Here is a 26293-nt window from a genome sequence, read left to right as displayed (position 1 = left end):
ATCAGCGCGATGCACTACACCGGCATGGCCGCCATGCGCATGCAACCGGGCATCGACTACGACCCGACGCTGTTCGGCGCCTCGCTGTTGATCGCGGTCGGCGCTTCGGGCGCGGCATTGTGGATCGCTTTCCGTCTGCGCCAACACACGCCTTATGTCCGTTTGATCCGTGGCGGTGCCGCGGTGATCATGGGCATCGCCATCGTCGGCATGCACTACACCGGGATGGCCGCCGCACGCTTTGCCGACGGCAGTTTTTGTGGCGCAGCGGTCAATGGATTGAGCGGCAATGGCCTGGACAACCTGGTGCTGATCACCACGTTGGCGGTGCTGAGCATTGCCTTGCTGACCTCGATCCTCGATGCACGCCTGGAAGCTCGCACCGCGAGTCTGGCCCGGTCGCTGACCGAGGCCAACCGTGAACTGACCCAACTGGCCCTGCACGACACCCTCACCGGGTTGCCGAACCGTACACTGCTCGCCGATCGAATCGATCAGGCCATGTCGCGGGTCCGGGAACAGGGAGGGTGCTTTGCCCTGATGTTCATCGACCTGGACGGCTTCAAACCGGTCAACGATGCCTTCGGCCACCACATGGGTGATCTGCTGTTGCGCGAAGTGGCCGTGCGCCTGCGCGAAGACTTGCGCAGCCAGGACACCCTGGCGCGCATTGGCGGCGATGAGTTCGTGTTGCTGGTGCAGTTGAGCGAACAGAATGACGCCTTGAACCTGGCGGCGCGTCAGGTCGGATTGATCGCGCGTGCGTTCCGGGTTGCCGAACATGATTTGCACATTTCCGCCAGCGTCGGTATCGCGCTCTACCCGGGTAACGGCCAGTCCGCCCACGAATTGTTGATGAACGCCGACGCGGCGATGTACCACGCCAAGGGTGCGGGTAAAAACGGCTACAGCTTTTTCGATGCTTCGATGAACAGCAACGCCCGCAAACAGCTGCAATTGCTGCAGGACCTGCGCAATGCCGTGGAACAGCAGGAATTCAGCCTGCATTACCAGCCCAAGTTCGACGCCGCCAATGGCCGGCCAGTGGGCGCAGAGGCCTTGTTGCGCTGGGAGCACCCGACGCAAGGGATGCTGTTGCCGGACAAATTCATCGACATGGCGGAAAAAACCGGGCTGATCATTCCAATCGGCGAGTGGGTGCTCAACGAAGCGTGCCGCCAGATGCGCGAGTGGTACGTGCTCGGCTACACCGATTGGCGCATCGCGGTGAACCTGTCGGCCATTCAGTTTTGCCATGCCGGGCTGGTCCAGAGCGTCGCCAAGGCCCTGGCGACCCACCATCTGCCGGCCAACAGCCTGACCCTGGAAATCACCGAAACCACCGCCATGAGCGATGCTGATGCGAGTATGACGGTGCTGCAGGAACTGTCGGAAATGGGTGTCGACCTGTCCATCGACGATTTTGGTACGGGCTATTCGAGCTTGATGTACCTCAAGCGCTTGCCGGCCAACGAACTGAAAATCGATCGGGGGTTTGTGCGGGACCTGGAGCACGACAGCGACGACGCTGCGATCGTTTCGGCCATCGTCGCCCTCGGCCAGGCGCTGGGGCTGCGCATCGTCGCCGAAGGTGTGGAGACGGGTGTGCAACAGGATTTCCTGACTCAGCTCGGCTGCGATTCGTTGCAGGGTTACCTGCTGGGGCATCCGCTGCCGGCCGCAGGGTTCATGATGGAAATCCATCGCGGGGAGCTATTGGTCGAACCGCTCAAAGCCAGTACCGAGCGTGAAATGTCGATGACATGACAGCTGACGTGAAGCCATGCAAAAAACGCCAATGGCGGTTATTCTTGCCCCCGACCGCTTAAGCTTCGATTGGGGGAAAAGCTCGCATGGACAAAGTCATCGTCATCACCGGCGGTAGCCGCGGCATTGGTGCGGCCACCGCTCTGTTGGCCGCCGCGCAGGGCTATCGGATCTGCATCAACTATCAGGCGGACGAACGGGCCGCCCTCGGCGTGCTGGAGCAAGTCCGCGCAATCGGTGCGCAAGCCATTGCAGTGCGGGCCGACGTCAGCATCGAAGACGAAGTCATCGCGCTGTTCCATCGGGTGGACAGTGAACTGGGCCGGGTCACCGCGCTGGTGAACAACGCCGGCACCGTCGGACAAAAGTCCCGAGTCGACGAGATGTCCGAGTTCCGCATTCTCAAGATCATGAAAACCAACGTCCTGGCGCCGATCCTCTGTGCCAAGCACGCGATCCTGCGCATGTCGCCCAGGCACGGCGGGCAGGGTGGCAGCATCGTCAACGTATCGTCGGTCGCCTCGCGATTGGGGGCACCCAACGAGTACGTGGATTATGCAGCGTCCAAAGGCGCGCTGGACACCTTCACCATCGGCCTGTCCAAGGAAGTGGCGGGCGAGGGGATTCGGGTCAACGCCGTGCGTCCGGGCTACATCTACACCGATTTCCATGCCTTGAGCGGCGATCCGGATCGGGTCAGCAAGCTGGAGTCGGCGATTCCTATGGCCCGGGGCGGACGTCCGGATGAAGTGGCGGAGGCGATTGTCTGGTTGCTGTCGGACAAGGCTTCTTATGCGACGGGGACTTTTGTTGATCTGGGGGGTGGGCGTTAACGCTTCAGTTTTGTGTTGTTGAATATGGCCTCATCGCGAGCAGGCTCGCTCCCACAGTGGATCTCCAGTGTTCACAGATATTGTGTGCACCGATAAACCCTTGTGGGAGCGAGCCTGCTCGCGAAGGCGATAGAGCAGGCAACATCCAACCCTCAGAACGACCGTACAATCCGCCCCAACGTCTCCATCGCCTTCTCCGATTCCTCGGTCCACGGACTGCCATAATTCAACCGAATACAGTTCCTGAAACGCTGGGTCGGCGAAAAGATCGGCCCCGGTGCGATGCTGATGCCTTGGGCCAATGCCATCTGGAACAACTTCAACGAATCCATCTGCTCCGGCAATTCCAGCCACAGAAAGTACCCGCCGGCGGGTTGGCTCACCCGCGTCTGTGCCGGGAAATAGCGAGCGATGGCGGCGAGCATGGCGCTTTGCTGGTCTTCCAGGGCGTGGCGCAATTTGCGCAGGTGCCGGTCGTAGCCACCGTGTTGCAGGTAATCGGCGATGGCGGCCTGGGCCGGCATCGAAGCGCACAGCGAGGTCATGAGTTTCAGTCGTTCGACTTTCTGCGCGTAACGCCCGGCGGCGACCCAGCCGATGCGGTAGCCGGGGGCCAGGCTCTTGGCGAACGAGCCGCAATGCATCACCAGGCCTTCGGTATCGAAGGCCTTGGCCGGTTTCGGTGCTTGCTGGCCGTAATACAGTTCGGCGTAGACATCGTCTTCGATCAGGGGCACCTGGTGGCGCCGCAACAATTCAACAAGCTGCTGTTTCTTTACCTCGGGCACGGTCGCGCCCATGGGATTCTGGAAGCTGGTCATGCACCAGCAGGCCTTGATCGGATGGCGCTCCAGGGTTTGTTCGAGCACACCGAGGTCGATGCCATCGCGCGGGTGCACGGGAATTTCCACGGCCTTGAGTTTCAGTCGCTCGAGCACTTGCAGGCAGGCGTAGAACGCCGGTGCTTCGATGGCCACCAGATCGCCGGGCTCCGTCACCGCTTGCAGGCACAGGTTCAGTGCTTCGAGGGCGCCGTTGGTGATCAGCAGTTCTTCCATGGGCAGCATCAGCCCGCCGACCATGTAGCGCAGGGCGATTTGCCGACGCAGTTGCGGGTTACCCGGCGACATGTCGGTGACCACCATGCGCGGGTCCATCTCGCGGCTGGCGCTGGCCAGGGAGCGGGACAAGCGTTGCAGGGGAAACAGCGTCGGGCTGGGGAACGCCGAGCCGAAGGGCACGGTGTTCGGGTCCTTGATCGAGTCGAGCACCGAAAACACCAGTTCGCTGACGTCGACTTCCGTGGACTCGTTGACCTCATTGCTGATCACCGGCTCGGAAAACGGCCGGGGTGCATGGGCGTTGACGAAGTAGCCGGAGCGCGGACGGGCGCGGATCAGGCCACGACGTTCCAGCAGGTAATAGGCCTGGAACACCGTGGACGGGCTGACGCCGTAGGTCTGGCTGGCGTAGCGCACCGACGGCACCCGCTGGCCGGGACCCAGGACGCCGGAGCGGATCAGTTCTGCGATGTCGTCGGCGAATTTTTCGTAGCGTTTCATCAAAAGCCCGGTTGAGGTCATTCAGGAAAACGAAGTGATTTCATCGCGAGCAGGCTCGTGTGGGAGCGAGCCTGCTCGCGAATGGCAGCACCGCAGTGTAAAGGCTCAGCGATTCATCGGCGCAACAAACCGGCTCTTCGCCACGCTGTAGACACCAGGCTCATCGCTGTCGACCACCTTGAAGCCGATGCTCTGCGAACTGCTGGCAGGGCGCTCCGTGAGCATTGCCACCGACACCGGCACATCGACAATCTCGCCCGGCGCCAGGCTGAATTCGGTCTTGCCCTGCAACTGGAAATCACCGGCATCGACCAGGCTCAATTGATAGTCCTGACGCTGTTGGGTCTTGTTGATCACCTTCAGACTGTAGATGTTTTCGATCTGCCCCTGGCTGTTCTCGCGGAACAGGCCTCGGTCCTTGCTGACGTCGAGGGACACCATCGGCCGTTCCACCAGCGCCATCACCAGGGCGGCAATCATCACCAGCAGCACGGCGGTGTAGCCGATCAGGCGCGGACGCAGCAGGTGAGTCTTGCCACCCTGCAACTGATGCTCGGACGTGTAACTGATCAACCCCGGGGCGTAGCCCATTTTGTCCATGATCGAATCACAGGCGTCGATACATGCGGCGCAACCGATGCATTCCATCTGCAAGCCATCGCGAATGTCGATGCCGGTCGGGCAGACCTGTACGCACAGCTGGCAATCGATGCAATCGCCCAAACCGACTTCGGCGGGTTTGACCTCGCGCTTGCGCGGGCCACGGTTTTCGCCTCGGGCCACGTCGTAGGAAATGGTCAGGGTGTCCTTGTCGAACATCACGCTCTGGAACCGCGCATAGGGGCACATGTGCATGCACACCGCTTCACGCAGCCAACCGGCATTGATGTACGTGGCGCCGGTAAAAAACAGCACCCAGAACAGGCTGACGCCACTCATCTGGAAGGTCAGCAGCTCTTCGGCCAACGGCCGGATCGGCGTGAAGTAGCCGACGAACGTCAGGCCGGTCAGCAGGCTGATGGCCAGCCACAAGGTGTGCTTGGCCGAGCGCCGCATCAGCTTGTTCAGGCCCCAGGGCGCGGCTTGCAGCTTGATCCGCTGGTTGCGTTCGCCTTCGGTGATCTTCTCGCACCACATGAAGATCCAGGTCCACGAACTTTGCGGGCAGGTGTAGCCGCACCAGACCCGTCCCGCGAATACGGTGATGGCAAACAGGCCGAACGCGGCGATGATCAACAACGCCGAAAGCAGAATGAAATCCTGCGGCCAGAAAGTGGCGCCGAAGATATGGAACTTGCTTTCGGAAAGGTCCCAGAGCACCGCCTGGCGGCCGCCCCAGTTCAGCCACACAGTGCCGAAAAACAGCAAAAACAGAAAACCGGCGCCGCTGATGCGCAGGTTGCGGAACAGCCCGGTGAAGCTGCGGGTGTGGATCAGGTTGTCGCTGGATTTGGCCTTTATCTTTGGACGCGAAGGCTCGAAGGTTTCTACGGTTCGGACGGGGATTCTTTCGCTCATGGTCTTTCGCTCATCAGCCTCCATCAGGCATGAGCACTATGAGCGGCGATCTGTTTGCATAACAGACTCAGGTATTGCATTAAAAAGCGGATCAGATGGTCGTGCCCGCATCACCTGCGACAACTTGAAGCACCCGTCGTTGTCGGGCCCAAGGGCCTTTCCAAAACAGTGACGGCAGGTGCGGATCAATCCCGGTCAAATCACCGAACCACTGTCGGTGGCTTTCAGGTGCCGGCGTCCATCCACCGCGCCTGCGACGGTCAAGGCGTCGGCCTCGGCTTCCGTGATGTAGATGCGCTGACCTTCGACGTCCACCGCCGACATGGCCTTGGCACCGTCGGTGATGATGGTCACGTCGGGACACAGACGAATGAGTTCGCCATTTTCAGTGGTGAAAAAGCAGGTCTGGTTCTCGATGCGCACAGTCATGGCGGGGTCCTTTTTTCAATGGAATCTAAAGTTTCAGGCCGCAGCCACCGGTCATCGTTCTGTGCAACCGATTAAAGGTCGCTGCGGTCCACCCTCCATGGCCTCTCACAAGGACAACCCCATGAATACCTGGTGGCACGAAGTCTGGCTGACCCTGCAAGCCGAGTTCACCGACATCGCCGATGCCTCGCAACTGACACGAGTGACCGTGCGCCTGTTGATGGCCGCGGTGCTGGGCGGGATTCTCGGGTTCGAGCGTGAACACCAGGGCAAGGCTGCCGGCGTGCGTACCCACATGCTGGTGGCGATGGGGGCGGCGCTGTTCGTGTTGGTGCCGCAGATGTCCGGTTCGCAGGCCGATGCCATGAGCCGGGTGGTGCAGGGCGTGATTGCCGGGATCGGCTTCCTGGGGGCCGGCACCATCCTGAAAAACCACGATGGCGATGAGGGCCACGTCAAAGGCCTGACCACCGCCGCCGGCCTGTGGATGACCGCCGCCATCGGCGTCGCGGCCGGACTGGGCCGGGAGGCGACGGCGGTGCTCAGTACGTTGTTGGCGCTGGGGGTGTTCAGTGTGATGCCGGGGATTGTGAAACTGATCGACAGGGATCACCCATGAGCTCGTTCTCCTGCCAGCACGGGGGAACGATCAACTGTCGTCATTCAGGGTTCACAATCACCGGTGGCATCGTCGGTGGCGGTTCTTCCCTTGGCGGCGGGTTCTTGTCGGGCGGATCCTGTTCGGGTATCGGCTGCGGTTCGCTCGGCGGTATCACCGGGTTGTCGATGTTGGGATCGGGGGTGTCCGCCGGGAATGGATTGTTCATTGTCAAGCCTCAGTGGCACATGGCGTGAGTCGTGCTTAAGTAGATGGACTGATCGGTTGACCGCGGCACGAAGGACTTGATTCCGGAAATTGTCGATGAAACTTTCCCGGCGGCTGTCGCTCGGAACCTAAGTGAGTGCATTCCGGGGCGGATCGCCCGGCGGGGTGGCGACCAGACACAAGCGCGTCCATGGGGCGTAAGGAGAGAGGCTCGATGACGGCTGAAAAACCGACTGAGTTGAGCTACAACCCGCACATGCCGCTGTCGCAGGCGCTGTTGCTGCCACGTATCGTCATTGAAAACATCATGCCGACCCTTGAGGGCGGACAATTCGCGGTCAAGGCCGTGGTGGGGCAGGACGTAGTGGTGACGGCCAAGGTCTTCGCCGACGGGCATGACAAGCTGGCGGTTCGCGTGCGCTGGCGGGCCGAAGACGAGGGCGCCTGGCAAAGCGCAGCCATGCACGACCTGGGTAACAACGGTTGGCAAGGGCAGTTCCGGGTCGCCAGCCAGGGCCGTTATCTGTTCTGTATCGAAGCCTGGATCGATCAGTTCGCCAGTTTTTGCTACGAGCTGGAAAAGAAACATGCGGCTGCCGTTCCAGTCAGCCTGGAATTGCAGGAAGGGCGGATTCATGTGCAACAAGCCGCCGAACGCAGCGAAGGGCATCTCAGCGAGCAACTGGCGGCGTTGCACCATGAACTGTCAGGGCTGCTTGAAACCGAGCAGATTGCACTGTTTTTGCACCCGCGTAGCGCCGACCTCATGGCCCGCGTCGATCATCGCGCCTACTTGAGCCTGAGCCCGGAGTACCCGGTGGATGTGGAGCGCGAACTGGCGCAGTTCGCCAGTTGGTATGAATTGTTCCCGCGTTCGATCACCGACAGCCCGGCGCGCCATGGCACCTTCAATGACGTGCATTCGCGGCTGGCGATGATCCAGGACATGGGCTTCGACGTGCTGTATTTTCCGCCGATCCACCCGATCGGGCGCAGCTACCGCAAGGGCCCGAACAATTCGCTGACGGCGGGCCCCGATGATCCGGGCAGCCCCTATGCGATTGGCAGCGAGGAGGGCGGTCACGAGGCGATTCACTCGCAGTTGGGCTCCCGCGAAGACTTTCGCCGACTGGTGGCGGCCGCCGCGGCCCATGGCCTGGAAATCGCCCTGGATTTTGCCATCCAGTGCTCCCAGGACCATCCGTGGCTCAAGCAGCACCCGGGCTGGTTCAACTGGCGGCCGGACGGCACGATCAAGTATGCGGAGAACCCGCCGAAGAAGTACCAGGACATCGTCAACGTCGACTTCTATGCCCCGGATGCAATTCCGAGCCTGTGGGTGGAACTGCGCGACATCGTGGTCGGCTGGGTCGAGGAGGGCGTGAAGATTTTCCGCGTCGATAACCCGCACACCAAGCCGTTGCCGTTCTGGCAGTGGCTGATCGCCGATGTACGGGCGCTGTACCCCGAGGTGATCTTCCTTGCCGAAGCCTTCACCACCCCGGCAATGATGGCGCGCCTGGGCAAGGTCGGTTATTCCCAGAGCTACACCTATTTCACCTGGCGCAACACCAAGGCCGAACTGGCGACCTACTTCACTGAACTCAACGAGTCGCCCTGGCGCGAATGCTACCGGCCGAACTTTTTCGTCAATACACCGGACATCAACCCGGCGTTCCTCCACGAATCCGGGCGCCCCGGGTTTCTCATCCGCGCCGTGCTGGCGACCATGGGCTCTGGCCTGTGGGGCATGTACTCGGGTTTCGAGTTGTGCGAGTCGGCACCGGTGCCGGGCAAGGAGGAGTACCTTGACTCCGAGAAGTACGAGATCCGCCCCAGGGACTTCAACGCGCCGGGCAACATCATTGCCGAGATCGCCCAACTCAACCGTATCCGTCGGCAGAACCCGGCGCTGCACACGCATCTGGGCCTGAAGGTCTACAACGCCTGGAACGACAACATCCTGTACTTCGGCAAACGCAGCGCCGATGGAGGCAATTTCATCCTGGTGGCGGTCAGCCTCGATCCGCACAACGTGCAGGAGGCGAACTTCGAGTTGCCGCTGTGGGAAATGGGCTTGCCGGACTACGCCAGCACCCACGGCGAGGACCTGATGAATGGCCATCGCTGGACCTGGCATGGCAAACAGCAATTCATGCGGATCGACCCGGCGTATCAGCCGTTCGGGATTTGGAGGATAACTGTTTAAACGCAAAACCTGTGGGAGCGAGCTTGCTCGCGATAGCAATTTTGTGGGCAACTTTTTTGTTGAATGTTCAATTGTCATCGTGAGCAAGCTCGCTCCCACAGGCAAGTCATCGCGTTCGAGGCAGGCGAACGGTCCAGCGGCTTTATCGAATTCACCAGGAGTTTCACATGGCGAAGAAACCCAAGGCAGCCACGTTCATCAAGGACCCGCTCTGGTACAAGGACGCGGTGATCTATCAAGTCCACGTCAAATCGTATTTCGACTCCAATAACGACGGGATTGGCGACTTTCCCGGCCTCATCGCCAAGCTCGACTACATCGCCGACCTGGGCGTCAACACCATCTGGCTGTTGCCGTTCTATCCCTCGCCACGGCGCGACGACGGTTATGACATCGCCGAGTACCGCGGCGTACATACCGACTACGGCACCCTGGCCGATGCCAGACGTTTCATTGCCGAGGCGCACAAGCGCGGCCTGCGGGTGATCACCGAACTGGTCATCAACCACACCTCCGACCAGCACGCCTGGTTCCAACGGGCGCGCAAGGCCAAACCCGGATCGGCGGCGCGGGACTTCTATGTGTGGTCCGATGACGATCATAAATACGACGGCACCCGCATCATTTTCCTCGACACCGAGAAGTCCAACTGGACCTGGGATCCGGTGGCTGGCCAGTACTTCTGGCACCGTTTCTACTCCCACCAGCCGGACCTGAACTTCGATAACCCGCAAGTCATGAAAGCGGTGCTGTCGGTGATGCGTTACTGGCTCGACATGGGCATCGACGGATTGCGCCTGGACGCCATTCCCTACCTGATCGAGCGTGATGGCACCAACAACGAGAACCTGCCGGAAACCCACGACGTCCTGAAACAGATCCGTGCCGAAATCGACGCCAACTACCCCGACCGCATGCTGCTGGCCGAGGCCAATCAATGGCCGGAGGACACACAGCTGTACTTCGGCGATACCGACAAGAAAGGCCTGAACGGCGACGAATGCCACATGGCCTTTCACTTCCCGTTGATGCCGCGCATGTACATGGCGCTGGCCCAGGAAGATCGCTTCCCGATTACCGACATTCTGCGCCAGACCCCGGACATTCCCGCCAACTGCCAGTGGGCAATCTTCCTGCGCAACCACGATGAGCTGACCCTGGAGATGGTCACCGACAAGGAGCGCGACTACCTGTGGAATTACTACGCCGCCGACCGTCGCGCGCGGATCAACCTGGGGATTCGCCGTCGCCTGGCACCACTGATGGAGCGCGACCGCCGCCGGGTCGAGCTGCTCAACAGCCTGCTGTTGTCCATGCCCGGCACGCCGACCCTGTATTACGGCGACGAAATCGGCATGGGCGACAACATCTACCTCGGCGACCGCGACGGTGTGCGTACGCCGATGCAATGGTCCATCGACCGCAACGGCGGTTTCTCCCGGGCCGACCCGGCGAGCCTGGTGCTGCCGCCGATCATGGACCCGCAATATGGCTACCTGTCGGTCAACGTCGAAACCCAGGCCGGCGATCCGCATTCTCTGCTCAACTGGACCCGGCGTCTGCTCGCCGTGCGCAAGCAATCCAAGGCCTTCGGACGCGGTACGTTGAAGATGCTGTCGCCGAGCAACCGGCGGATTCTGGCCTACACCCGTGAATACACCGGAGTGGACGGCAAGCACGAAGTCATTCTGTGCGTGGCCAACGTGTCGCGCAGTGCCCAGGCCGCCGAGCTGGATCTGTCGGCCTACGTCGGCATGGTGCCGGTGGAAATGCTCGGGGGTAACGCGTTCCCGCCCATCGGCCAGTTGAATTTCCTCCTGACGCTGGCGCCTTACGGCTTCTACTGGTTCGGCCTTGCCGCCGAAAACCAGATGCCGAGCTGGCACGTGGAGCCCGCACAAGGCCTGCCGGACTTCACCACGCTGGTGCTGAAAAAGCGCATGGAGGAACTGCTGGAGGCGCCGTCGCGCACCACGCTGGAACAAAGCATTCTGCCCAGCTGGCTGCAAAACCGTCGCTGGTTCGCTGGCAAGGACGCCGCCATCGAACAGGTCGATATGGCCTATGGCGTGCGCTTCGGTGATCCGCAGCATCCGGTGCTGTTCAGTGAGATCAATGTCACCAGTGGTGGTCAGAGCAGCCGTTACCAGTTGCCGTTTGGCTTCATCTCGGAAGATCAGGTCGGTACTCCGTTGCCGCAGCAGTTGGCATTGTCACGGGTACGGCGCGGCCGCCAGGTCGGCCTGATCACCGATGCCTTCAGCCTGGACACCTTTGTGCACGCCGTATTGCAGGGCATTCAGACCGGTACCGTGTTGGCCTCCAGCGATGGCGACATCCGCTTCGAGTCCACCGCGGAGCTGGAAAAACTCGGCCTCAATGCCGAGTCGCCGGTACGTTACCTGTCCGCCGAACAGTCCAACAGCTCGGTGGTGATCGGCAACAGCCTGGTGCTGAAGCTGATCCGCAAAGTCGCCTCCGGTGTGCACCCTGAGCTTGAAATGAGTGCGTACCTGACCGAAGCCGGGTTCAGCAATATTTCGCCGTTGCTGGGGGCCGTGGTGCGCCGGGACGGGGCGGGCGAAGACAATTTACTGATGATCGCCCAAGGCTATCTGAACAACCAGGGTGACGCCTGGGAATGGACGCAGAATAACCTCGAGCGGGCGCTACGCGATGAACTGGCCGACGCCGTGTCCGAGCAGGAGCAACATTACAACGCGCTCGGCGAACTGAAAGATTTCGCCGCTATGCTCGGTCAGCGCCTGGGGGAAATGCATCAGGTGCTGGCGGCGCCCAGTGCCAACCCGGACTTCTTGCCCCAGGTCACCACGCAGAAAGAGGCGCTGGCCTCGGCCAAGGATGTTGCGGCGCAAATCGAGCACGCGCTGAACTTGCTCAAGCAGCATAAGAATCAACTGAATTCGGCGGACCAGACCCTGGTCGGCCGTTTACTGGACAACAGGAAAGCCATCCTCGGCCATGTTCAAGCGTTGGGCAAAAAGACCGCGGGCGGCTTGCGCATTCGTGTACACGGCGACCTGCATCTGGGGCAGGTGCTGGTGATCAAGGGCGATGCCTACCTGATCGACTTCGAAGGCGAGCCGGCCCGGCCATTGCATGAACGACGGGGCAAACACAGCCCGTACAAGGATGTCAGCGGTGTGCTGCGTTCCTTCGACTATGCGGCGGCGATGGCGATCAATGTGCAGAGCGTCGACAACACCGCAGCGGCCGATGCTGCGCGCTTGCGGGTCACCGATCGCTACTTGAGCGAGGCGCGGCAAGCATTTGTCGACGCTTATCGGCTGGCGGCAGCTAGTCTTGCCCATGCATGGCAAGATCCCGAAGGCGAGGAGGCCGCGCTGGCGTTGTTCGGGCTGGAGAAGGCGGCGTATGAAGTGGCTTATGAGGCGGAAAATCGCCCCGCCTGGTTGCCCGTGCCGTTGCACGGTTTATATGGATTATTGAGTGGGCTTAAACCCTTTTCCGATCTTGGTGGAGAGTAGTCATGAGTGTCTCGAACAAGGAACAGGGTCATCACAAAGAAACGCTGCTGCCCAGCGCACGGGATATCGATGCATTGGTGCGTGCCGAGCATATCGATCCTTTCGCCATACTCGGCCCCCACGCCGATGGTGCCGGCGGGCAATTCATTCGCGCGTACCTGCCGGGCGCCCTGAGTGTCCAGGTGTTGGCCAGGGACTCCGGCGAGGAGCTGGGTCAACTTGAAACCACGCAGACGCCGGGGTTGTTCGTCGGGCATTTCCAGCATGCGCAGGCGTATCTGCTGCGTACCCATTGGGCCGGAGGCGAGCAGACCGCAGAAGATCCTTACAGCTTCGGCCCGTTGTTGGGCGAAATGGATTTGTACCTGTTTGCCGAAGGCAATCACCGCGACCTCAGCGCGTGCCTGGGCGCGCAACTCAAGACCGTGGACGGCGTCGACGGCGTGCGTTTCGCCGTGTGGGCGCCGAATGCCCGGCGGGTCTCGGTGGTCGGCGATTTCAACATCTGGGACGGGCGCCGGCATCCGATGCGCCTACGTCATCCCACCGGCGTCTGGGAGTTGTTCATCCCGCGCCTGCAAGCCGGGGACACCTACAAATACGAAATCCTCGGCGCCCACGGCATCCTGCCGTTGAAGGCCGATCCCGTGGCGCTGGCCACCAGTCTGCCACCGGACACCGCCTCTAAAGTCGCCTCGCCGTTGAACATCGACTGGCAGGACCAGGACTGGATGATGTCCCGGGGCGACCGTCAGCGGGTGACGGCGCCGTTGTCGATCTACGAATTGCACGCCGGCTCGTGGCAATGCGAGCTGGACGACCTGGGCGAAGTGGCGCGCCAGTACACCTGGCCCGAATTGACCGAGCGGCTGATTCCCTATGTCAAAGACCTGGGCTTCACCCACATCGAACTGATGCCGATCATGGAACACCCGTTCGGCGGTTCGTGGGGTTATCAGTTGCTGTCGCAATTCGCGCCGAGTGCGCGCTATGGCACGCCGGACCAGTTCGCCGCGTTCATCAACGCCTGCCACCAGGCCGAACTCGGGGTGATTCTCGATTGGGTACCGGCGCATTTTCCCACCGATATCCACGGCCTGGCCCAGTTCGACGGCACGGCGCTGTACGAGTACGGCAACCCGCAGGAAGGGTTCCACCAGGACTGGGAAACACTCATCTACAACCTGGGCCGCACCGAAGTGCACGGCTACATGCTGGCGTCGGCGCTGCACTGGCTCAAGCATTTTCATGTCGACGGCCTGCGGGTCGATGCGGTGGCCTCGATGCTGTACCGCGACTACTCGCGCAAGGCCGGCGAGTGGGTGCCGAACCGCCATGGCGGGCGGGAGAACCTGGAAGCCATCGACTTCCTGCGTCACCTCAATGACGTGGTGGCCCTCGAGGCGCCCGGGGCGCTGGTGATCGCCGAGGAATCCACCGCATGGCCGGGTGTCAGCCAGGCCACGCAACAGGGCGGCCTGGGCTTTGCCTACAAATGGAACATGGGCTGGATGCACGATTCGCTGCATTACATCCAGCAAGACCCGGTGTACCGCGCCCATCACCACAACGAGCTGAGTTTCGGCCTGGTGTATGCGTGGTCAGAGCGCTTCATCCTGCCGATCTCCCACGATGAAGTGGTGCACGGCAAACACTCATTGATCGACAAGATGCCCGGTGATCGCTGGCAGAAATTCGCCAACCTGCGGGCCTACCTGAGTTTCATGTGGGCGCATCCGGGCAAGAAGCTGTTGTTCATGGGCTGCGAGTTCGGCCAGTGGCGCGAATGGAACCATGACCAGCAACTGGACTGGTATCTGTTGCAATACCCCGAGCACAAAGGTGTGCAGAAACTGGTGGCCGACCTCAACCGCTTGTACCGCGAAGCGCCGGCGCTGCATGAGCAGGACGATGTGCCACAGGGATTCCAATGGCTGATCGGCGATGACGCGATCAACAGCGTTTATGCGTGGATGCGCTGGAGCAAGGATGGCGAACCGGTGCTGGTGGTGGCCAACTTTACGCCGGTGCCACGGGAAGCTTATCGCGTCGGGGTGCCGTTTGCCGGGCAGTGGAACGAGGTGTTCAACAGCGATTCGTCCATCTATGCCGGTTCCAACTACGGCAACAGTGGTGGGGCGGTTGCCGAGGAAGCGCCGAGCCATGGCCAGGCGTTGTCGCTGGTGCTGAATTTGCCGCCGTTGGCGGTGTTGATGTTAAGGCCGCAGGGCTGATCCGAAGTCGGCGGTGCTGCTGCTATTCGCGAGCAGGCTCGCTCCCACACGGGTTTTGAGTACGACATCAATCCAGTGTGGGAGCGAGCCTGCTCGCGAAGGGGCCGGTGCAGTCGACGCCGACACCTGGCAATGAATGGCCGTGATTCAGAGATGCACTTCCACCGCCAGCGGCAAATGGTCAGACAGGTGCGTCCAGGGCTTGTTTCCCAGTATTTGCGGCTCATGGCTGCTGGCGTTGCGCAGGTAGACGCGGTCCAGGCGCAGCAAGGGAAACCGTGCGGGGTAGGTTTTGGCCGGACGCCCAAGGTGGCGTTCGAAGGCTTCGTGCAAGTAGTGGCGGCGGGCAAGGGCGGCATTGCCCTGCATCTGCCAGTCGTTGAAGTCGCCGGCAATGATAACCGGCGCATCATCCGGCAAGGATTCGAGGAGCTGACAGAGCAACTGCAACTGCAACTGACGATGGCTTTCCAGCAGGCTGAGGTGAACGCAGATGGCATGCACTTCGCTATGCCCCGGCACATCCAGCACGCAGTGCAGCAGGCCACGGCGTTCCGGGCCGGTAATGGAAACATCGAGGTTTCGATACTCGCGGATCGGGTATTTCGACAGCAGGGCATTGCCATGGTGACCGTCGGGATAGACGGCATTGCGCCCATAGGCGAAGTCGCTCCACATGCTGTCGGCGAGGAATTCATACTGCGAGGTTTGTGGCCAATCGTTGTAGCGGGAGGAGTGGCGCTCGTGCTCGCCGACGACTTCTTGCAGAAACACCAGGTCTGCCGACGTACTGCGCACCGCTTCACGCAACTCGGGGAGGACGAAACGCCGGTTGAGTGCGGTAAACCCCTTATGGGTGTTGACCGTCAGCACCCGAAGCCGATGAATCGCCGGGGGCGTGTTCAAGGGTGTCGATTCGGCTGCCTGCCGTTTTGAATGACTGGCCACTTACACTCCTCTGACTCAGGGCTGCTTATGTATGCGACTGATGCGACGGCAGTCAGTTCAGTCCGATGGGCTGAGTCGAACCGATAATCGATGAGTTCATACCAACACGACTTCATAAGGCAAACGGATACGCTCCAGCAGCGGTCGGGGAAGCGACGGCGCGAGGCCGATGGCCGGTTCGCCGTCCAGTTGACTGGCGTAGGCATGGGTGGCGTGGCTCTTGCGGGCGACGGTCCAGGTATCGAGGCGCACCTTGCGGGCACGGTGCCAGGGAATCAGCTCCCGGTCCCGTGCCGGCCAGTGCCAGGCCCAAAACGGTACATCGTTGTAGGTGGCCCCGATAGCGGCCGCCGCCCTGGCGCTGGCGCGGCCAACGGTGTCGTGGTCGACGTTGCCGTCCTGGCGCCAGGTGCTGAACACCACATCACCGGGGCGAAGGTAGCGCATGATGAATTGGGCGATCTGATCTTCGTGTTCCACCAGGGCGTTGTCGGTAAACCCGCCACGAATCCACTTCAGGCTGTGCATCGGCAACCCGAGTCGGCGGATGGCTTCGACGCTTTCCTGGGGACGAAATACGCTGAGGCGTTTTTCCGACCACTGCCGAGAGCCCGGATGGCTGGCGCTGCCGTCGGTGATCGAGATCAATTGCAGCGGGTGGCCGAGGTTACTGAGCAACTGCAGCAGGCCGCCGCAGGTCACGACCTCATCGCCGGGGTGCGGGGCAATGAGCACCGCGCGTGCGCCGGTAGGCACCAGCGACTGGGTACTGATGACCGGAATACTGTCCAGTTGCGGGGCGCTGTTCCAGATCTGTGATGGCAGGCTGGCTTCGCTCAGGGAAACGGATTTCATGGTGGATACGTCCTTGTTCTGCGTCGCCTTCAGTCGTGCACGGGACAAGCCCGGCAGACCCGTGAGGGCTCGTTGATAGCCGTGCGACAAGCCAGACTCCGGATTGCCGCGAATCGAGTATTGCTCATGTAACGCTGTTCGTCGCGTCGCGAACCTGTCCAGAATGATTTTTCCGCTCTGCGGTGTTGCGACCATAAATGCCTGTAGGTTTTTTTACTCTTCTTCCTCATGCTGCAACTCGAACAGCAGCAACGAGCGGCCGGTGACCGAGTACTCGTGGCCAAACTCGAAGCGCTCCTGGCCGCGGATCGCCGGCTGGTTGGTGTCGATCATGCACGTCCAGAAACCGCCGTCAGGCACTTCCGGCAGCCGGAAATTGACGATGTCGTGATGCGCGTTGACCACCAGCATCAACGTCGCGTCGACGCCTTTGCGGCGAATGCCGGTTTCCTGGGCGCGGCCATCGAGCAGCATGCCCAGGCATCGATTGTGCGCATCGTGCCAATGCTCGGTGGTCATTTGCGTACCGTCCGGCGCCAGCCAGGTCACGTCCTTGACGCCGATGTCCTCGTTGTAATTGCCCACCAGGAAACGCCCGCGCCGCAGGACCGGGTAGGTCAGGCGCAACTTGATCAGGCGTTTGACGAACTTGAGCAGGGCCTTGCCGTCTTCGCTGAGGTCCCAGTTGACCCAGCCGATTTCGCTGTCCTGGCAGTACGCATTGTTGTTGCCGTCCTGGGTTCGGGCGAACTCGTCGCCGGCCACCAGCATCGGCGTGCCTTGGGCCAGCAGCAGGGTGGCGAAGAAATTGCGCATCTGCCGATGGCGCAGCGCGTTGATCTCGGGATCGTCGGTAGGGCCTTCGACGCCGTGGTTCCAGGACAGGTTGTTGTTGCTGCCGTCCTGATTGTTTTCGTCGTTGGCTTCGTTGTGCTTGTCGTTGTACGACACCAGGTCGTTGAGGGTGAAGCCGTCGTGGGCGGTGACGAAGTTGACCGATGAGTAAGGCCGCCGACCACGTTGATTGAACATCTCGCCCGAAGCGGTCAGGCGGCTGGCAAAGTCCGCCAGTTGGCCGTCGTCGCCTTTCCAGAAGGCGCGCACCGTGTCGCGGAACTTGTCGTTCCACTCGACCCAGCCCGGCGGGAAATTGCCGACCTGATAACCGCCGGGGCCGCAGTCCCAGGGTTCGGCAATCAGTTTGACCTGGCGCAGCACCGGGTCCTGGCGGCAGGCCACCAGGAAACTGTGGCGTTCGTCGAAACCGTCGTGATAACGCCCCAGAATGGTCGCCAGGTCGAAGCGGAAACCGTCCACGTGCATTTCCGAGGCCCAGTAGCGCAGGGAGTCGGTGACCATTTGCAGCACGCACGGGTGGCTCAGGTCCAGGGTGTTGCCGGTGCCGGAATCGTTGATATAGAAGCGCTTGTCGTCGGGCTTGAGGCGGTAGTAGGACGCGTTGTCGATACCGCGCATGGACAGGGTCGGGCCTTGCTCGTTGCCCTCGGCGGTGTGGTTGTAGACCACGTCGAGGATCACCTCCAGGTTGGCCTCGTGCAGGTGCGCGACCATTTCCTTGAATTCGGCGATCTTGCCGCTGGCCAGGTAGCGTGGGTCGGGGGCGAAGAACGCAATGCTGTTGTAGCCCCAGTAATTGGTCATGCCCTTGTGCAGCAAGTGCTGGTCATTGACGAACGCGTGGATCGGCAGCAACTCCACGGTCGACACGCCGAGCTTGCGGATGTGCTCCACCACATCATCGACCATCAACCCGGCAAAGGTGCCGCGCAGGTTTTCGGGAACGGCAGGGTGACGCATGCTGAAGCCGCGCACATGGGTTTCATAAATGATCGTCCTGTCCCACGGCACGCTGACCCGATGATCGTGGCCCCAGGTGTGAGCCGGGTCGATGACCTTGCATTTGGGTACGAAGGGCGCGCTGTCCCGTTCATCGAAGCTGAGATCGGCGTCGGGGTGGCCGATGGTGTAGCCGAACAGCGCTTCGGACCATTTCAGTTTGCCGACCAGTTGTTTGGCGTAGGGGTCGATCAGCAGTTTGTTGGGGTTGAAGCGATGGCCGTTGGCCGGGTCGTAGGGGCCGTAGACGCGATAGCCGTAGATCAGTCCCGGATGGGCGTCGGGCAGGTAGCCGTGGTAGATCTCGTCGGTGTATTCGGGCAGTTCGATGCGTTCGAGTTCCACCTCGCCGGCGTCGTCGAACAGGCACAGTTCAACCTTGGTGGCGTGGGCGGAAAACAGGGCGAAGTTGACTCCCAGACCATCCCAGGTGGCACCCAGCGGAAAGGGCAGGCCTTCGCGGATTCGTGTGGCTTCGGCGCGGGGGGCTGGCGCGGCTTTCTTCGGACTGGTCATAGGTACTCCCACAAATACTTGTCTGTACTGCAACCTGTGGGAGCGAGCTTGCTCGCGATAGCGGTGTGTCAGTCCACATGGGTGTTGGATGGTGGACCGATATCGCGAGCAGGCTCGCTCCCACAGTTTTTCAGGGCGAGCATTACCCAACGTGGCAAGCGGACTCGGCACCCCTTCAATCAGGTCAAACGGCGTGCGCCTCAAACCGCCGGCGGTTTTCGCGCAGCCCGGGGCTTTTTCTCGGCGGCCTTTTCTCCGGGCGGGATGACTTTCGAAGCTACCGCAGGTTTGGCCTTGGCTTTCGGCGCGGCGGTCTTGCCATTGAGGGTCTTGTCCGGGCTGAGTTTTGCGTCGCCGGTTTTCTTCGGCGCTGCCTTGCTGGCGGGGGCCTTCGTGGACTTTTTCGGGGCCAGTGCTTCGGCTTCCGCCAGTTTGCACGCCATGTCCCAGTGGCGGGCTTCCTGGCCTTCGGGTTTGCCTTCGGATTCCCAGATCTGATAGGCAAATTCGCGGATGCGTTTATCGTCGGTACTCATCGCAATGCTCCTGAACTGAACTCAAGTGTGGGCAGTTTGAAAAATGAGATTGACCGGGAAATCCCCCAGCGCGGTGCTGATCGGCAGCTCCCTGTGTTTTGTGACTGTGATGCCGGAAAAAAGTCCCTGCAGATGTTCGTCAGGGGCGGTGAACGGCAATTTGACCCGGGTATCGCCCCACTGCAGCGCGTGGACCAGTGGGTCGGCACCGTTTTCCAGCAGTTCGGCACAACGTATCGGCACAATCACGATGGCGCGATTCCCCCCCCGTTCACGGACAAAACCCAGCACTCGATGGGCCTCGCTGCCCACCACTTCCAGGGCCTTGTAAGTGCCACGCCGAAACAGCTCGGCATGCTCGGCACGCAGGCTCAGGGTGCGCGCAATCAAGGCTTGCTTGATGCGCCCGTCACGCCAGTTCAGCAACAGGTCTGGCAGGTCCACCGTTTGCTGCAATGCCTGCTGGCGGCTGGCGTAATCCACGGGGCGACGGTTGTCCGGGTCGACCAGGCTGAAGTCCCAGAAATCGTTGCCCTGATACAAATCCGGTACGCCGGGCACGGTCATGCGCAGCAAGGTTTGCGCCAAACCGTTGAGTGCGCCGGGGACGGCAATCGAGCGGGCAGCCTTGGCAAGGGCCGTACGCAACAGTTCGCCTTCGGGGCTGAGCAACAGATGCTGGATGAAGTCCTCGGTCGCTTGCTCGTAGGGGTCATTGGGTGCGCTCCAGCTGCTTTGCAGTTTGGCTTCGCGCAGGGCCTTGCGTTGCCAAAGCCACAGGCGTTTTGCGTAGTCCTCGAGGGCCGGTGGATGATCGATTCCCAAATCCAGCGGCCAGCTGCCGAGGATCGCCTGGTACAGAATCAATTCATCCCCCGTCGACGGCATTTGATCGTCGTTGCGCAAGGGCCGGGCGAGGGCGCGCCACAGGCCAATCTGGTCGGCGTACCAGTGGCTGCGCTCGCTGAGTACCGCCAGCCGCGCCCGTGAATCTTCGCCGCGTTTGTGGTCGTGGGTGGCGCTGGCCAGCAGATTGTCCGGGAAGGTGTCGAGGCGTTCGATGCAGGCCTGGTGAAAGTCGGCGAGCGGCGCGCTGAACTGTTCGGTGTTGAAACCAACGTCATTGCGCGAGAGCAGGACGGCCGAACGATAGAGTGCGGTGTCTTCCACCGCTTTCGCCGCCGTCGGCGAGGTCAGTTGCTGGAAACGTACGCAGGCGTGCTTCAGGCGTTTGCGCTCGCGACCGGCCGGGCGCTGCCGCCAGGGTTCACCGCCGAGCCAGCCGGCCAGACAGTCGAGCACCGGCCAGTCCGCTTCGCCGAGGGTTTGACGGGCACCGTCCATGGCCTGGCGGAAAAACGCCTCGTCCTGGGCCGACCGGCCAAGGGGGCCGATGTAGGTGCGGTACACCGGAAAATGCACGATCAGCGCCTGCAAGGCCCGGCGAATGGCGCCGAGGGTCAGGTCGCGGCTCATGAGGTTGTCCCGGGCCACTTGGAGTAAGGCGTGGGCAACGCTTTCGAAATCTCCGGCCAGGGAACCGTTGAGGATTTGCTGGCGGGCCAGTTGTGCTTCCTGGCAGAAGTTGGCGGGCCGCTCGCTGTGGCGGTGCCAGAGCTCGGCCAATGTCTGCGCGCCCCTTGGATCCTGTTGCAGCAGTGACACCTGGTTCATGAATTCGTAGCCGGTGGTGCCATCCACCGACCAGTCGCGATGCAGGGTTTCGCCTTCGCCGAGAATCTTTTCGACATAGATGGGCAGGTGGCGGCCCGCTGACAGGCTGTCGACCCGGCGGCGCAGTTTTCGGCAGTAGCCCCGGGGATCGGCGAGGCCGTCGATGTGGTCGATGCGCAAGCCGTCGATCAGCCCCTCAGCCACCAGTTGGAAGATTTTCGCGTGGGTGGCTTCGAACACGGCGGGACGCTCGACGCGCAGCCCGCCCAGTTCATTGATATCGAAGAAGCGCCGCCAGTTGATGTCATCGGCAGCGGTGCGCCAACTGGCGAGGCGATAGCTCTGGCGCTCCAGCAGGTTGTGCAGGCGTTGGAAGCCTTCGCCGGTCAGTGAGTCGTAGTTGCTCAGGTGTTGCTCGATGGCCTGGGCAAGGGCCGGATCACTGACCAGATCGCGAAGTTCCGCTTTAAGCGGCAGGGCCAGACTGTGGGCATCGGTCTGGTAGCGCAGGGTGCTGAAGCGATCGGCGAGGTATTTCAGTTGTTCGGCCTGTTGCGTATCGAGCGGTGCATCGGTCCTGAGTAGCTCCCCATAATCGCTGGGGCAAATGGGAAAGCGGTGTTCGTAATGCTCGACATGGAAGCTGCCGTGCCAGGCATCGAATCGCAGGGGCAGGGTGCCGTTCTGCAGCGCGACGCCGTAGTCGCTGCCCAGAAACGGCAGGAGCAACTGGCCTTCCATCAACGGATCGGGTGAGTGCCACTGGATATCGAAAAACTCGCCGTAGGGGCTCAGGCGTCCCCACTCCAGCAAATCCAGCCACCAGGGATTGTCACTGCCGCCGACCGCCATGTGGTTGGAGACAACGTCGAGGATCAAGCCCATGTTGTGCCCGTGCAGGGCAGTGACCAGGCTGCGCAGCGCCGCCTCACCGCCCAGTTCCGGGTTGACCCTGGTCGGGTCCACAACATCGTAGCCATGCATCGACCCGGCGCGGGCACGAAGCAGCGGGGAGGCGTAGACATGGCTGATGCCGAGGCGGGCGAAATACGGCACCAGTGGCACCGCATCTTCGAGCGTGAAGCCTTTGTGAAATTGCAGGCGCAAGGTGGCGCGCAGTGGACGGGTCGGCACCTGGGTCATCGATCACGCTCGGCCGCCTGGAGTCGCGCACAGGCGAGCAACTCCAGGCGTCGTGCGGCATCCGCTACATCGAGCAGGGCTTCGCTGTAACCGGGCAAGCGCCGCGACCAGTTGGGGTGGGTGTCGGTGGTGCCGGGCAGGTTGGCTTGCTGTTCGACGCCAAGGGCATCTTCCAGCGGTAGCAGCACCAAGGGGGCCCGGGTATGACCAAGAAAACGCACGCTGGCATCGAGCACCTGGTCGGTTTCGTGGGACTCTTCGCGAAAGTTCTGTGGGTCCTGGCTCAACGCCCGGCGCAGGCCTTCACGCTCGCGCTCGCGGTGCTGGCGCCATTCGATTTCGCCGCTGGCATCGACCATGCCGAGTCGGGCGTTCCAGTCGATATCGCGGCCATGCCACCAGCCGTTGAGGGTCGGCAGGTCATGGGTGCTGGTGGTGGCCAGGGCGTTGTCCGGCCAGTCGAGGATCGGCTTGAAGTGGGTGTTGTCCTGTTCGAACAGCAACACTCGCATGCCCAGCATCGAGCGGGCGATGAGTTTTTCCCGCAGGCCGTCCGGCACGGTGCCGAGGTCTTCGCCGAGGACGATGGCTTGATGGCGATGGGATTCCAGTGTCAGCAGACGCAGCAGATCGTCCACCGGGTAATACAGGTAGGCGCCGTCGGCCGGCGGCGAACCATTGGGGATCACCCACAAACGCTGCAAGCCCATGACGTGATCGATGCGCAAGCCACCGGAGTGGGCAAAGTTGGCCCGCAGCATTTCGATGAAGGCCCGGAAACCATTGCGCACCAGGCCTTCAGGGGAGAACGCGGAAATCCCCCAGCCCTGGCCAGTACGGTTGAGAATGTCCGGTGGTGCTCCGACGGTGAGGGAGGCGAGCAGTTCATCCTGACGGCTCCAGGCCTGGCTGCCGCCACCATCGGCGCCAACGGCCAGGTCGGCGATCAGGCCGATACTCATGCCGCTGGTGCGGGCGGCGGTCTGCGCACGCTCCAGGCAGCGTGTGATCAGCCACTGACAGAAAGCGAAAAAGCCGATGCGCCCGGCATTCTCCTCGGCAAATGCCGCCAATTCGGCGCTACGCGGATTACGCCAGGGTTCGGGCCACTGCCGCCAGTCGAGGTGTTCACCCCGGGCGGCGCGCGCTTCCTGGATGGCTTCGAAGCGGCAATGGTTTTCCAGCGCTTCGCCGGCGGCGTGACGAAAACTGCTGAAGTCTTCGTGCAACGGGTGTTCACCCTGGACGAAACCTTCGTACAGCGACTGCAGCAACCGATGCTTGGCGGCAGCGGCGGCCGGCCAGTCAATCAGCGTGCGCTCTTCCAGCGCCTTGAGTTCAGCGGCCAGACCGGTCGCATCGATGGCGGTGCGCAGCGCGCGTTCGCCGAGAATGGTGCCGGGGGCGCAGTAAAGACTGTTGAGAAACAAACGACTGGACGGCGAGTACGGGCTGTAGCGTTGGGTGTCACTGGAAAACATCGCATGCAGCGGGCTGATCGCCAGTGCCTCGGCGCCACGCTCGCCGGCCACCCGGGCGAGGTCCTCCAGTGCCTTTGTATCACCAAATCCGCCATCGCCGGCGCGGCGCAATCCATACAACTGCACGCTCAGGCCCCAGGCACGCGGGATGGGGTTGTCCACGGCATCGGCCACGCTGTAGCAACGGGCCGGGGCCACGGCCAGGGTGAAGTTTTGTCCGTCGATGCTGACCTGTTGATAGCCGACCGGTACCAGCCCCGGCAGCACCGCCTTGGCGTCGAGTTTCAGGTTGAGCCGCGAACCGTCTTCGAGGTGGATTTCGCAAGGAGTTCCTGGCTCGAAAAAACGCGCCAGGTCCAGGCCCGCCCCGACATCGGCGGTGATCAATGGCGGTAAGTGATGAGTCTGTTGCGCCTCTTGCAGTTCCAGCAGGCTGGCATCGATTTCCTGGGCACTGCCGGCCGGATGACCAAGGCCGGTCAACACGTTGCGCAACACGGACGGCGGGACTTTTTGCGGGCGGCCGTTGGCGTCGATCCAGTCGACGGCGAGGCCGGCACGGCTGGCCAGGATTTCCAGTTGCGCATCACTCATGGACGCTCTCCAAACGAGGTAGCAAAGGGGGCTGCGGCGGCGAGGCTGACGAGCGCGCAATACGGGGCAAGGGTGTCTGGGGCCGGCAGGTCGGGGTTCTGTGGCGGGTATTCGAACAACCGCGTGGCACCGGTCTGTGAGGTGTGGACTACGGGCCTGGCACTGAGGTTCAGGTCAATGCGCAGTTGGCTGCCATCGCCCAAACGCCAGCAAGCACTGACCGCGCCTTCGCCCAGCACATCGGTGCCCAGAGCCTGGGCGCCTGGCAGGCGCGGGAGGATGTGGCGGTGACGGATCTGCAACAGTCGGCGATACAGGTCGTGCATCTCGCACTGACCGGTCAATGGCAGGACCGGGCGGGACGCTGCAAACGTCCGCGGATCATTGGGGTCAGGAATCTGTTCGCGCAGGATCGGGTCGGCAAAAGTGCTGAACGCCGCGAACTCATTGCGCCGGCCGTCGCGAACCTGTTTGGCCAATTCACCGTGATGGCTGGTGAAATACAGAAAGGGTTGTTCGACGGCAAACTCGTCGCCCATGAACAGCAGCGGAATCATCGGCGACAACAGCAACAACACCGTAGCGGCCCGCAGCGCTTGCGGATGGGCAAGTTGATGCAGGCGCTCGCCGAAGGCCCGGTTGCCGATCTGGTCATGGTTCTGCAAAAACAGGATGAAGGCACTGGGCGGCAGATGTCCGCTGGGTTCGCCCCGCGCCACACCATGGCGATTGAGATGGCCCTGGAACACGAAGCCCCGGCTCAGGCAGCGCGCCAGTTGTTCGGTGGGGTTTTGCGCGTAGTCGGCGTAATAGGCGTCGGTTTCGCCCGTCAGCAACACATGCAGGGCGTTGTGGCCGTCATCGTTCCACTGCGCGTCGTAACCCTGTTCGAGCAGGCTGGCCTGGTTGTGTTCGTTCTCCACCATCAGCCACACGTGCCGCGTCGGTCCCGTCTGCTGGCGCACCCGTCGCGCCAGCTCCTGAAGGAAGTCCGGATCTTCGATGGCGTGCACCGCGTCCAGGCGCAAACCGTCGAAACGGTATTCGAGCAGCCACATCAAGGCGTTTTCGATGAAGAAGTCTCGTACTTCGCGACGGCGCAAGTCGATGGCCGCGCCCCACGGCGTGTGTTTGTCCTCGCGAAAAAAGCCCTTGGCATAACGATGCAGGTAATTGCCGTCGGGGCCGAAGTGGTTGTAGACCACATCGAGAATCACCGCCAGGCCGTGGCCATGGGCGGTGTCGATCAAGTGCTTGAGCTGCTCGGGGGAGCCGTACGACGCCTGGGGCGCGTAGGGCAGGACGCCGTCATAACCCCAATTGCGCTCACCGGGAAACTGCGCGATGGGCATCAGTTCGATGGCGGTGACACCCAGTTCGACCAGCCGCGCCAGATGCTGCTCGACGGCGCTGAAGCCGCCGAGCGCACCGACATGCAGCTCGTAGATCACCGCTTCGTTCCACGGCCGTCCCAACCAGGCGCTGTGTTGCCAGGCATAGGCCAGCGGATCGACCACCACACTGTGCCGGTCGATATCGCCGGCCTGAGCGCGGGAGGCCGGGTCGGGCACTTCCAGTTCGCCATCGATGCTGTAGCGGTAACGCGTACCCGCCGCGCATCGGGTGTTGCTCACGAACCAGCCGTCGGCCTGGGGCAGCAACGGCAAGGACTGTCCATTTTCCAGTTCGACACTGACGTAGAACGCATCTGGCGCCCACAACGCGAATCGCGTGTGCTCTGCGTCCAGCATGATTGCGCCGTGGGGCCAGGTCTCAAGGGTCCGTAACGGCATCTTGAAAGC

17 protein-coding genes are annotated in these 26293 nt (G+C 62.0%); 6 read left to right on the top strand and 11 right to left on the bottom strand.

The features are described 5' to 3' along the window. Together BSF44_RS11470 and BSF44_RS11465 are read left to right on the top strand one after the other, a co-directional pair. Positions 1 to 1767: EAL domain-containing protein (locus BSF44_RS11470; RefSeq protein WP_095943608.1), on the top strand; the 1767-nt coding region annotated here is incomplete at its 5' end. Positions 1768 to 1853: 86 nt separating this feature from the next. Then, positions 1854 to 2600, top strand: coding sequence for an SDR family oxidoreductase (locus BSF44_RS11465; protein WP_095943598.1), 747 nt, complete (start codon positions 1854 to 1856; stop codon positions 2598 to 2600). Positions 2601 to 2752: 152 nt separating this feature from the next. On the opposite strand, the gene mapR is transcribed toward BSF44_RS11465, so the two are convergent. The 3 genes from mapR to BSF44_RS11450 all read right to left on the bottom strand — a co-directional run bounded on the left by mapR (position 2753) and on the right by BSF44_RS11450 (position 6109). Further along, the gene (gene mapR, locus BSF44_RS11460) at positions 2753 to 4162 is read right to left on the bottom strand and encodes a GntR family transcriptional regulator MpaR (protein ID WP_095943607.1); all 1410 of its coding nucleotides are present in this window, start codon (positions 4160 to 4162) and stop codon (positions 2753 to 2755) included. 105 nt (positions 4163 to 4267) lie between these two features. Then, positions 4268 to 5680 carry a cytochrome c oxidase accessory protein CcoG gene (ccoG, locus tag BSF44_RS11455; RefSeq protein WP_095943597.1) on the bottom strand — a complete coding sequence of 471 codons (1413 nt, stop codon included), beginning with the start codon at positions 5678 to 5680 and terminating at the stop codon, positions 4268 to 4270. Positions 5681 to 5875: 195 nt separating this feature from the next. Continuing rightward, positions 5876 to 6109: a DUF3203 family protein gene (locus BSF44_RS11450; RefSeq protein WP_095943596.1), complete on the bottom strand. Its 234-nt coding sequence runs from the start codon at positions 6107 to 6109 to the stop codon at positions 5876 to 5878. A gap of 121 nt (positions 6110 to 6230) precedes the next feature. Between BSF44_RS11450 and BSF44_RS11445 the strand changes: the two genes are divergently transcribed. Then, positions 6231 to 6728 (top strand): MgtC/SapB family protein, encoded by a 498-nt coding sequence (locus BSF44_RS11445; RefSeq protein ID WP_095943595.1) that lies wholly within the window; start codon positions 6231 to 6233, stop codon positions 6726 to 6728. A 40-nt stretch (positions 6729 to 6768) separates the two neighbouring features. Here BSF44_RS11445 and BSF44_RS30310 read toward each other — a convergent pair whose 3' ends face one another. Continuing rightward, on the bottom strand, positions 6769 to 6936 hold the full coding sequence (locus tag BSF44_RS30310) for a hypothetical protein (RefSeq protein ID WP_172435337.1): 168 nt from the start codon (positions 6934 to 6936) through the stop codon (positions 6769 to 6771). A gap of 213 nt (positions 6937 to 7149) precedes the next feature. Here BSF44_RS30310 and BSF44_RS11440 point away from each other — a divergent pair, with 213 nt between their 5' ends. The 3 genes from BSF44_RS11440 to glgB all read left to right on the top strand — a co-directional run bounded on the left by BSF44_RS11440 (position 7150) and on the right by glgB (position 14887). Then, positions 7150 to 9144 (top strand): alpha-1,4-glucan--maltose-1-phosphate maltosyltransferase, encoded by a 1995-nt coding sequence (locus tag BSF44_RS11440; RefSeq protein WP_095943594.1) that lies wholly within the window; start codon positions 7150 to 7152, stop codon positions 9142 to 9144. 167 nt (positions 9145 to 9311) lie between these two features. Continuing rightward, positions 9312 to 12653 carry a maltose alpha-D-glucosyltransferase gene (gene treS, locus BSF44_RS11435; RefSeq protein WP_095943593.1) on the top strand — a complete coding sequence of 1114 codons (3342 nt, stop codon included), beginning with the start codon at positions 9312 to 9314 and terminating at the stop codon, positions 12651 to 12653. 2 nt (positions 12654 to 12655) lie between these two features. Beyond that, on the top strand, positions 12656 to 14887 hold the full coding sequence (gene glgB, locus BSF44_RS11430) for a 1,4-alpha-glucan branching protein GlgB (protein WP_095943592.1): 2232 nt from the start codon (positions 12656 to 12658) through the stop codon (positions 14885 to 14887). A 147-nt stretch (positions 14888 to 15034) separates the two neighbouring features. On the opposite strand, the gene BSF44_RS11425 is transcribed toward glgB, so the two are convergent. The 7 genes from BSF44_RS11425 to treZ form a co-directional block, all read right to left on the bottom strand. After that, complete coding sequence (locus BSF44_RS11425; RefSeq protein WP_095943591.1) at positions 15035 to 15835, bottom strand: endonuclease/exonuclease/phosphatase family protein; 801 nt, start codon at positions 15833 to 15835, stop codon at positions 15035 to 15037. 96 nt (positions 15836 to 15931) lie between these two features. Beyond that, positions 15932 to 16690 (bottom strand): PIG-L deacetylase family protein, encoded by a 759-nt coding sequence (locus BSF44_RS11420; RefSeq protein ID WP_095943606.1) that lies wholly within the window; start codon positions 16688 to 16690, stop codon positions 15932 to 15934. Positions 16691 to 16903: 213 nt separating this feature from the next. Next, the gene (gene glgX / locus BSF44_RS11415) at positions 16904 to 19063 is read right to left on the bottom strand and encodes a glycogen debranching protein GlgX (RefSeq protein WP_095943590.1); all 2160 of its coding nucleotides are present in this window, start codon (positions 19061 to 19063) and stop codon (positions 16904 to 16906) included. A gap of 200 nt (positions 19064 to 19263) precedes the next feature. After that, complete coding sequence (locus BSF44_RS11410; RefSeq protein WP_095943589.1) at positions 19264 to 19599, bottom strand: DUF2934 domain-containing protein; 336 nt, start codon at positions 19597 to 19599, stop codon at positions 19264 to 19266. A gap of 21 nt (positions 19600 to 19620) precedes the next feature. Next, positions 19621 to 22416: a malto-oligosyltrehalose synthase gene (locus tag BSF44_RS11405; RefSeq protein WP_095943588.1), complete on the bottom strand. Its 2796-nt coding sequence runs from the start codon at positions 22414 to 22416 to the stop codon at positions 19621 to 19623. Next, entirely contained in the window at positions 22413 to 24491 is a 2079-nt protein-coding gene (gene malQ, locus BSF44_RS11400) for a 4-alpha-glucanotransferase (RefSeq protein WP_095943587.1), read from the bottom strand. Before malQ ends, BSF44_RS11405 begins: the two co-directional genes overlap by 4 nt. Further along, positions 24488 to 26284 carry a malto-oligosyltrehalose trehalohydrolase gene (gene treZ / locus BSF44_RS11395; protein WP_095943586.1) on the bottom strand — a complete coding sequence of 599 codons (1797 nt, stop codon included), beginning with the start codon at positions 26282 to 26284 and terminating at the stop codon, positions 24488 to 24490. The genes malQ and treZ overlap by 4 nt, the downstream gene beginning before the upstream one ends. Positions 26285 to 26293: the final 9 nt, after the last annotated feature.

This window comes from Pseudomonas sp. ACN8 (genome assembly GCF_002303925.1).
Classification (GTDB): domain Bacteria; phylum Pseudomonadota; class Gammaproteobacteria; order Pseudomonadales; family Pseudomonadaceae; genus Aquipseudomonas.
This window is presented reverse-complemented; position numbering and strand designations above follow the sequence as displayed.

What these genes read in the sequence shown, in the direction of transcription:
- BSF44_RS11465 (WP_095943598.1), top strand. Translation starts at nt 1,854, where the DNA reads ATGGACAAAGTCATCGTCATCACCGGCGGTAGCCGCGGCATTGGTGCG.
- mapR (WP_095943607.1), bottom strand. Translation starts at nt 4,162, where the DNA reads ATGAAACGCTACGAAAAATTCGCCGACGACATCGCAGAACTGATCCGC.
- ccoG (WP_095943597.1), bottom strand. Translation starts at nt 5,680, where the DNA reads ATGAGCGAAAGAATCCCCGTCCGAACCGTAGAAACCTTCGAGCCTTCG.
- BSF44_RS11450 (WP_095943596.1), bottom strand. Translation starts at nt 6,109, where the DNA reads ATGACTGTGCGCATCGAGAACCAGACCTGCTTTTTCACCACTGAAAAT.
- BSF44_RS11445 (WP_095943595.1), top strand. Translation starts at nt 6,231, where the DNA reads ATGAATACCTGGTGGCACGAAGTCTGGCTGACCCTGCAAGCCGAGTTC.
- BSF44_RS30310 (WP_172435337.1), bottom strand. Translation starts at nt 6,936, where the DNA reads ATGAACAATCCATTCCCGGCGGACACCCCCGATCCCAACATCGACAAC.
- BSF44_RS11440 (WP_095943594.1), top strand. Translation starts at nt 7,150, where the DNA reads ATGACGGCTGAAAAACCGACTGAGTTGAGCTACAACCCGCACATGCCG.
- treS (WP_095943593.1), top strand. Translation starts at nt 9,312, where the DNA reads ATGGCGAAGAAACCCAAGGCAGCCACGTTCATCAAGGACCCGCTCTGG.
- glgB (WP_095943592.1), top strand. Translation starts at nt 12,656, where the DNA reads ATGAGTGTCTCGAACAAGGAACAGGGTCATCACAAAGAAACGCTGCTG.
- BSF44_RS11420 (WP_095943606.1), bottom strand. Translation starts at nt 16,690, where the DNA reads ATGAAATCCGTTTCCCTGAGCGAAGCCAGCCTGCCATCACAGATCTGG.
- glgX (WP_095943590.1), bottom strand. Translation starts at nt 19,063, where the DNA reads ATGACCAGTCCGAAGAAAGCCGCGCCAGCCCCCCGCGCCGAAGCCACA.
- BSF44_RS11410 (WP_095943589.1), bottom strand. Translation starts at nt 19,599, where the DNA reads ATGAGTACCGACGATAAACGCATCCGCGAATTTGCCTATCAGATCTGG.
- BSF44_RS11405 (WP_095943588.1), bottom strand. Translation starts at nt 22,416, where the DNA reads ATGACCCAGGTGCCGACCCGTCCACTGCGCGCCACCTTGCGCCTGCAA.
- malQ (WP_095943587.1), bottom strand. Translation starts at nt 24,491, where the DNA reads ATGAGTGATGCGCAACTGGAAATCCTGGCCAGCCGTGCCGGCCTCGCC.
- treZ (WP_095943586.1), bottom strand. Translation starts at nt 26,284, where the DNA reads ATGCCGTTACGGACCCTTGAGACCTGGCCCCACGGCGCAATCATGCTG.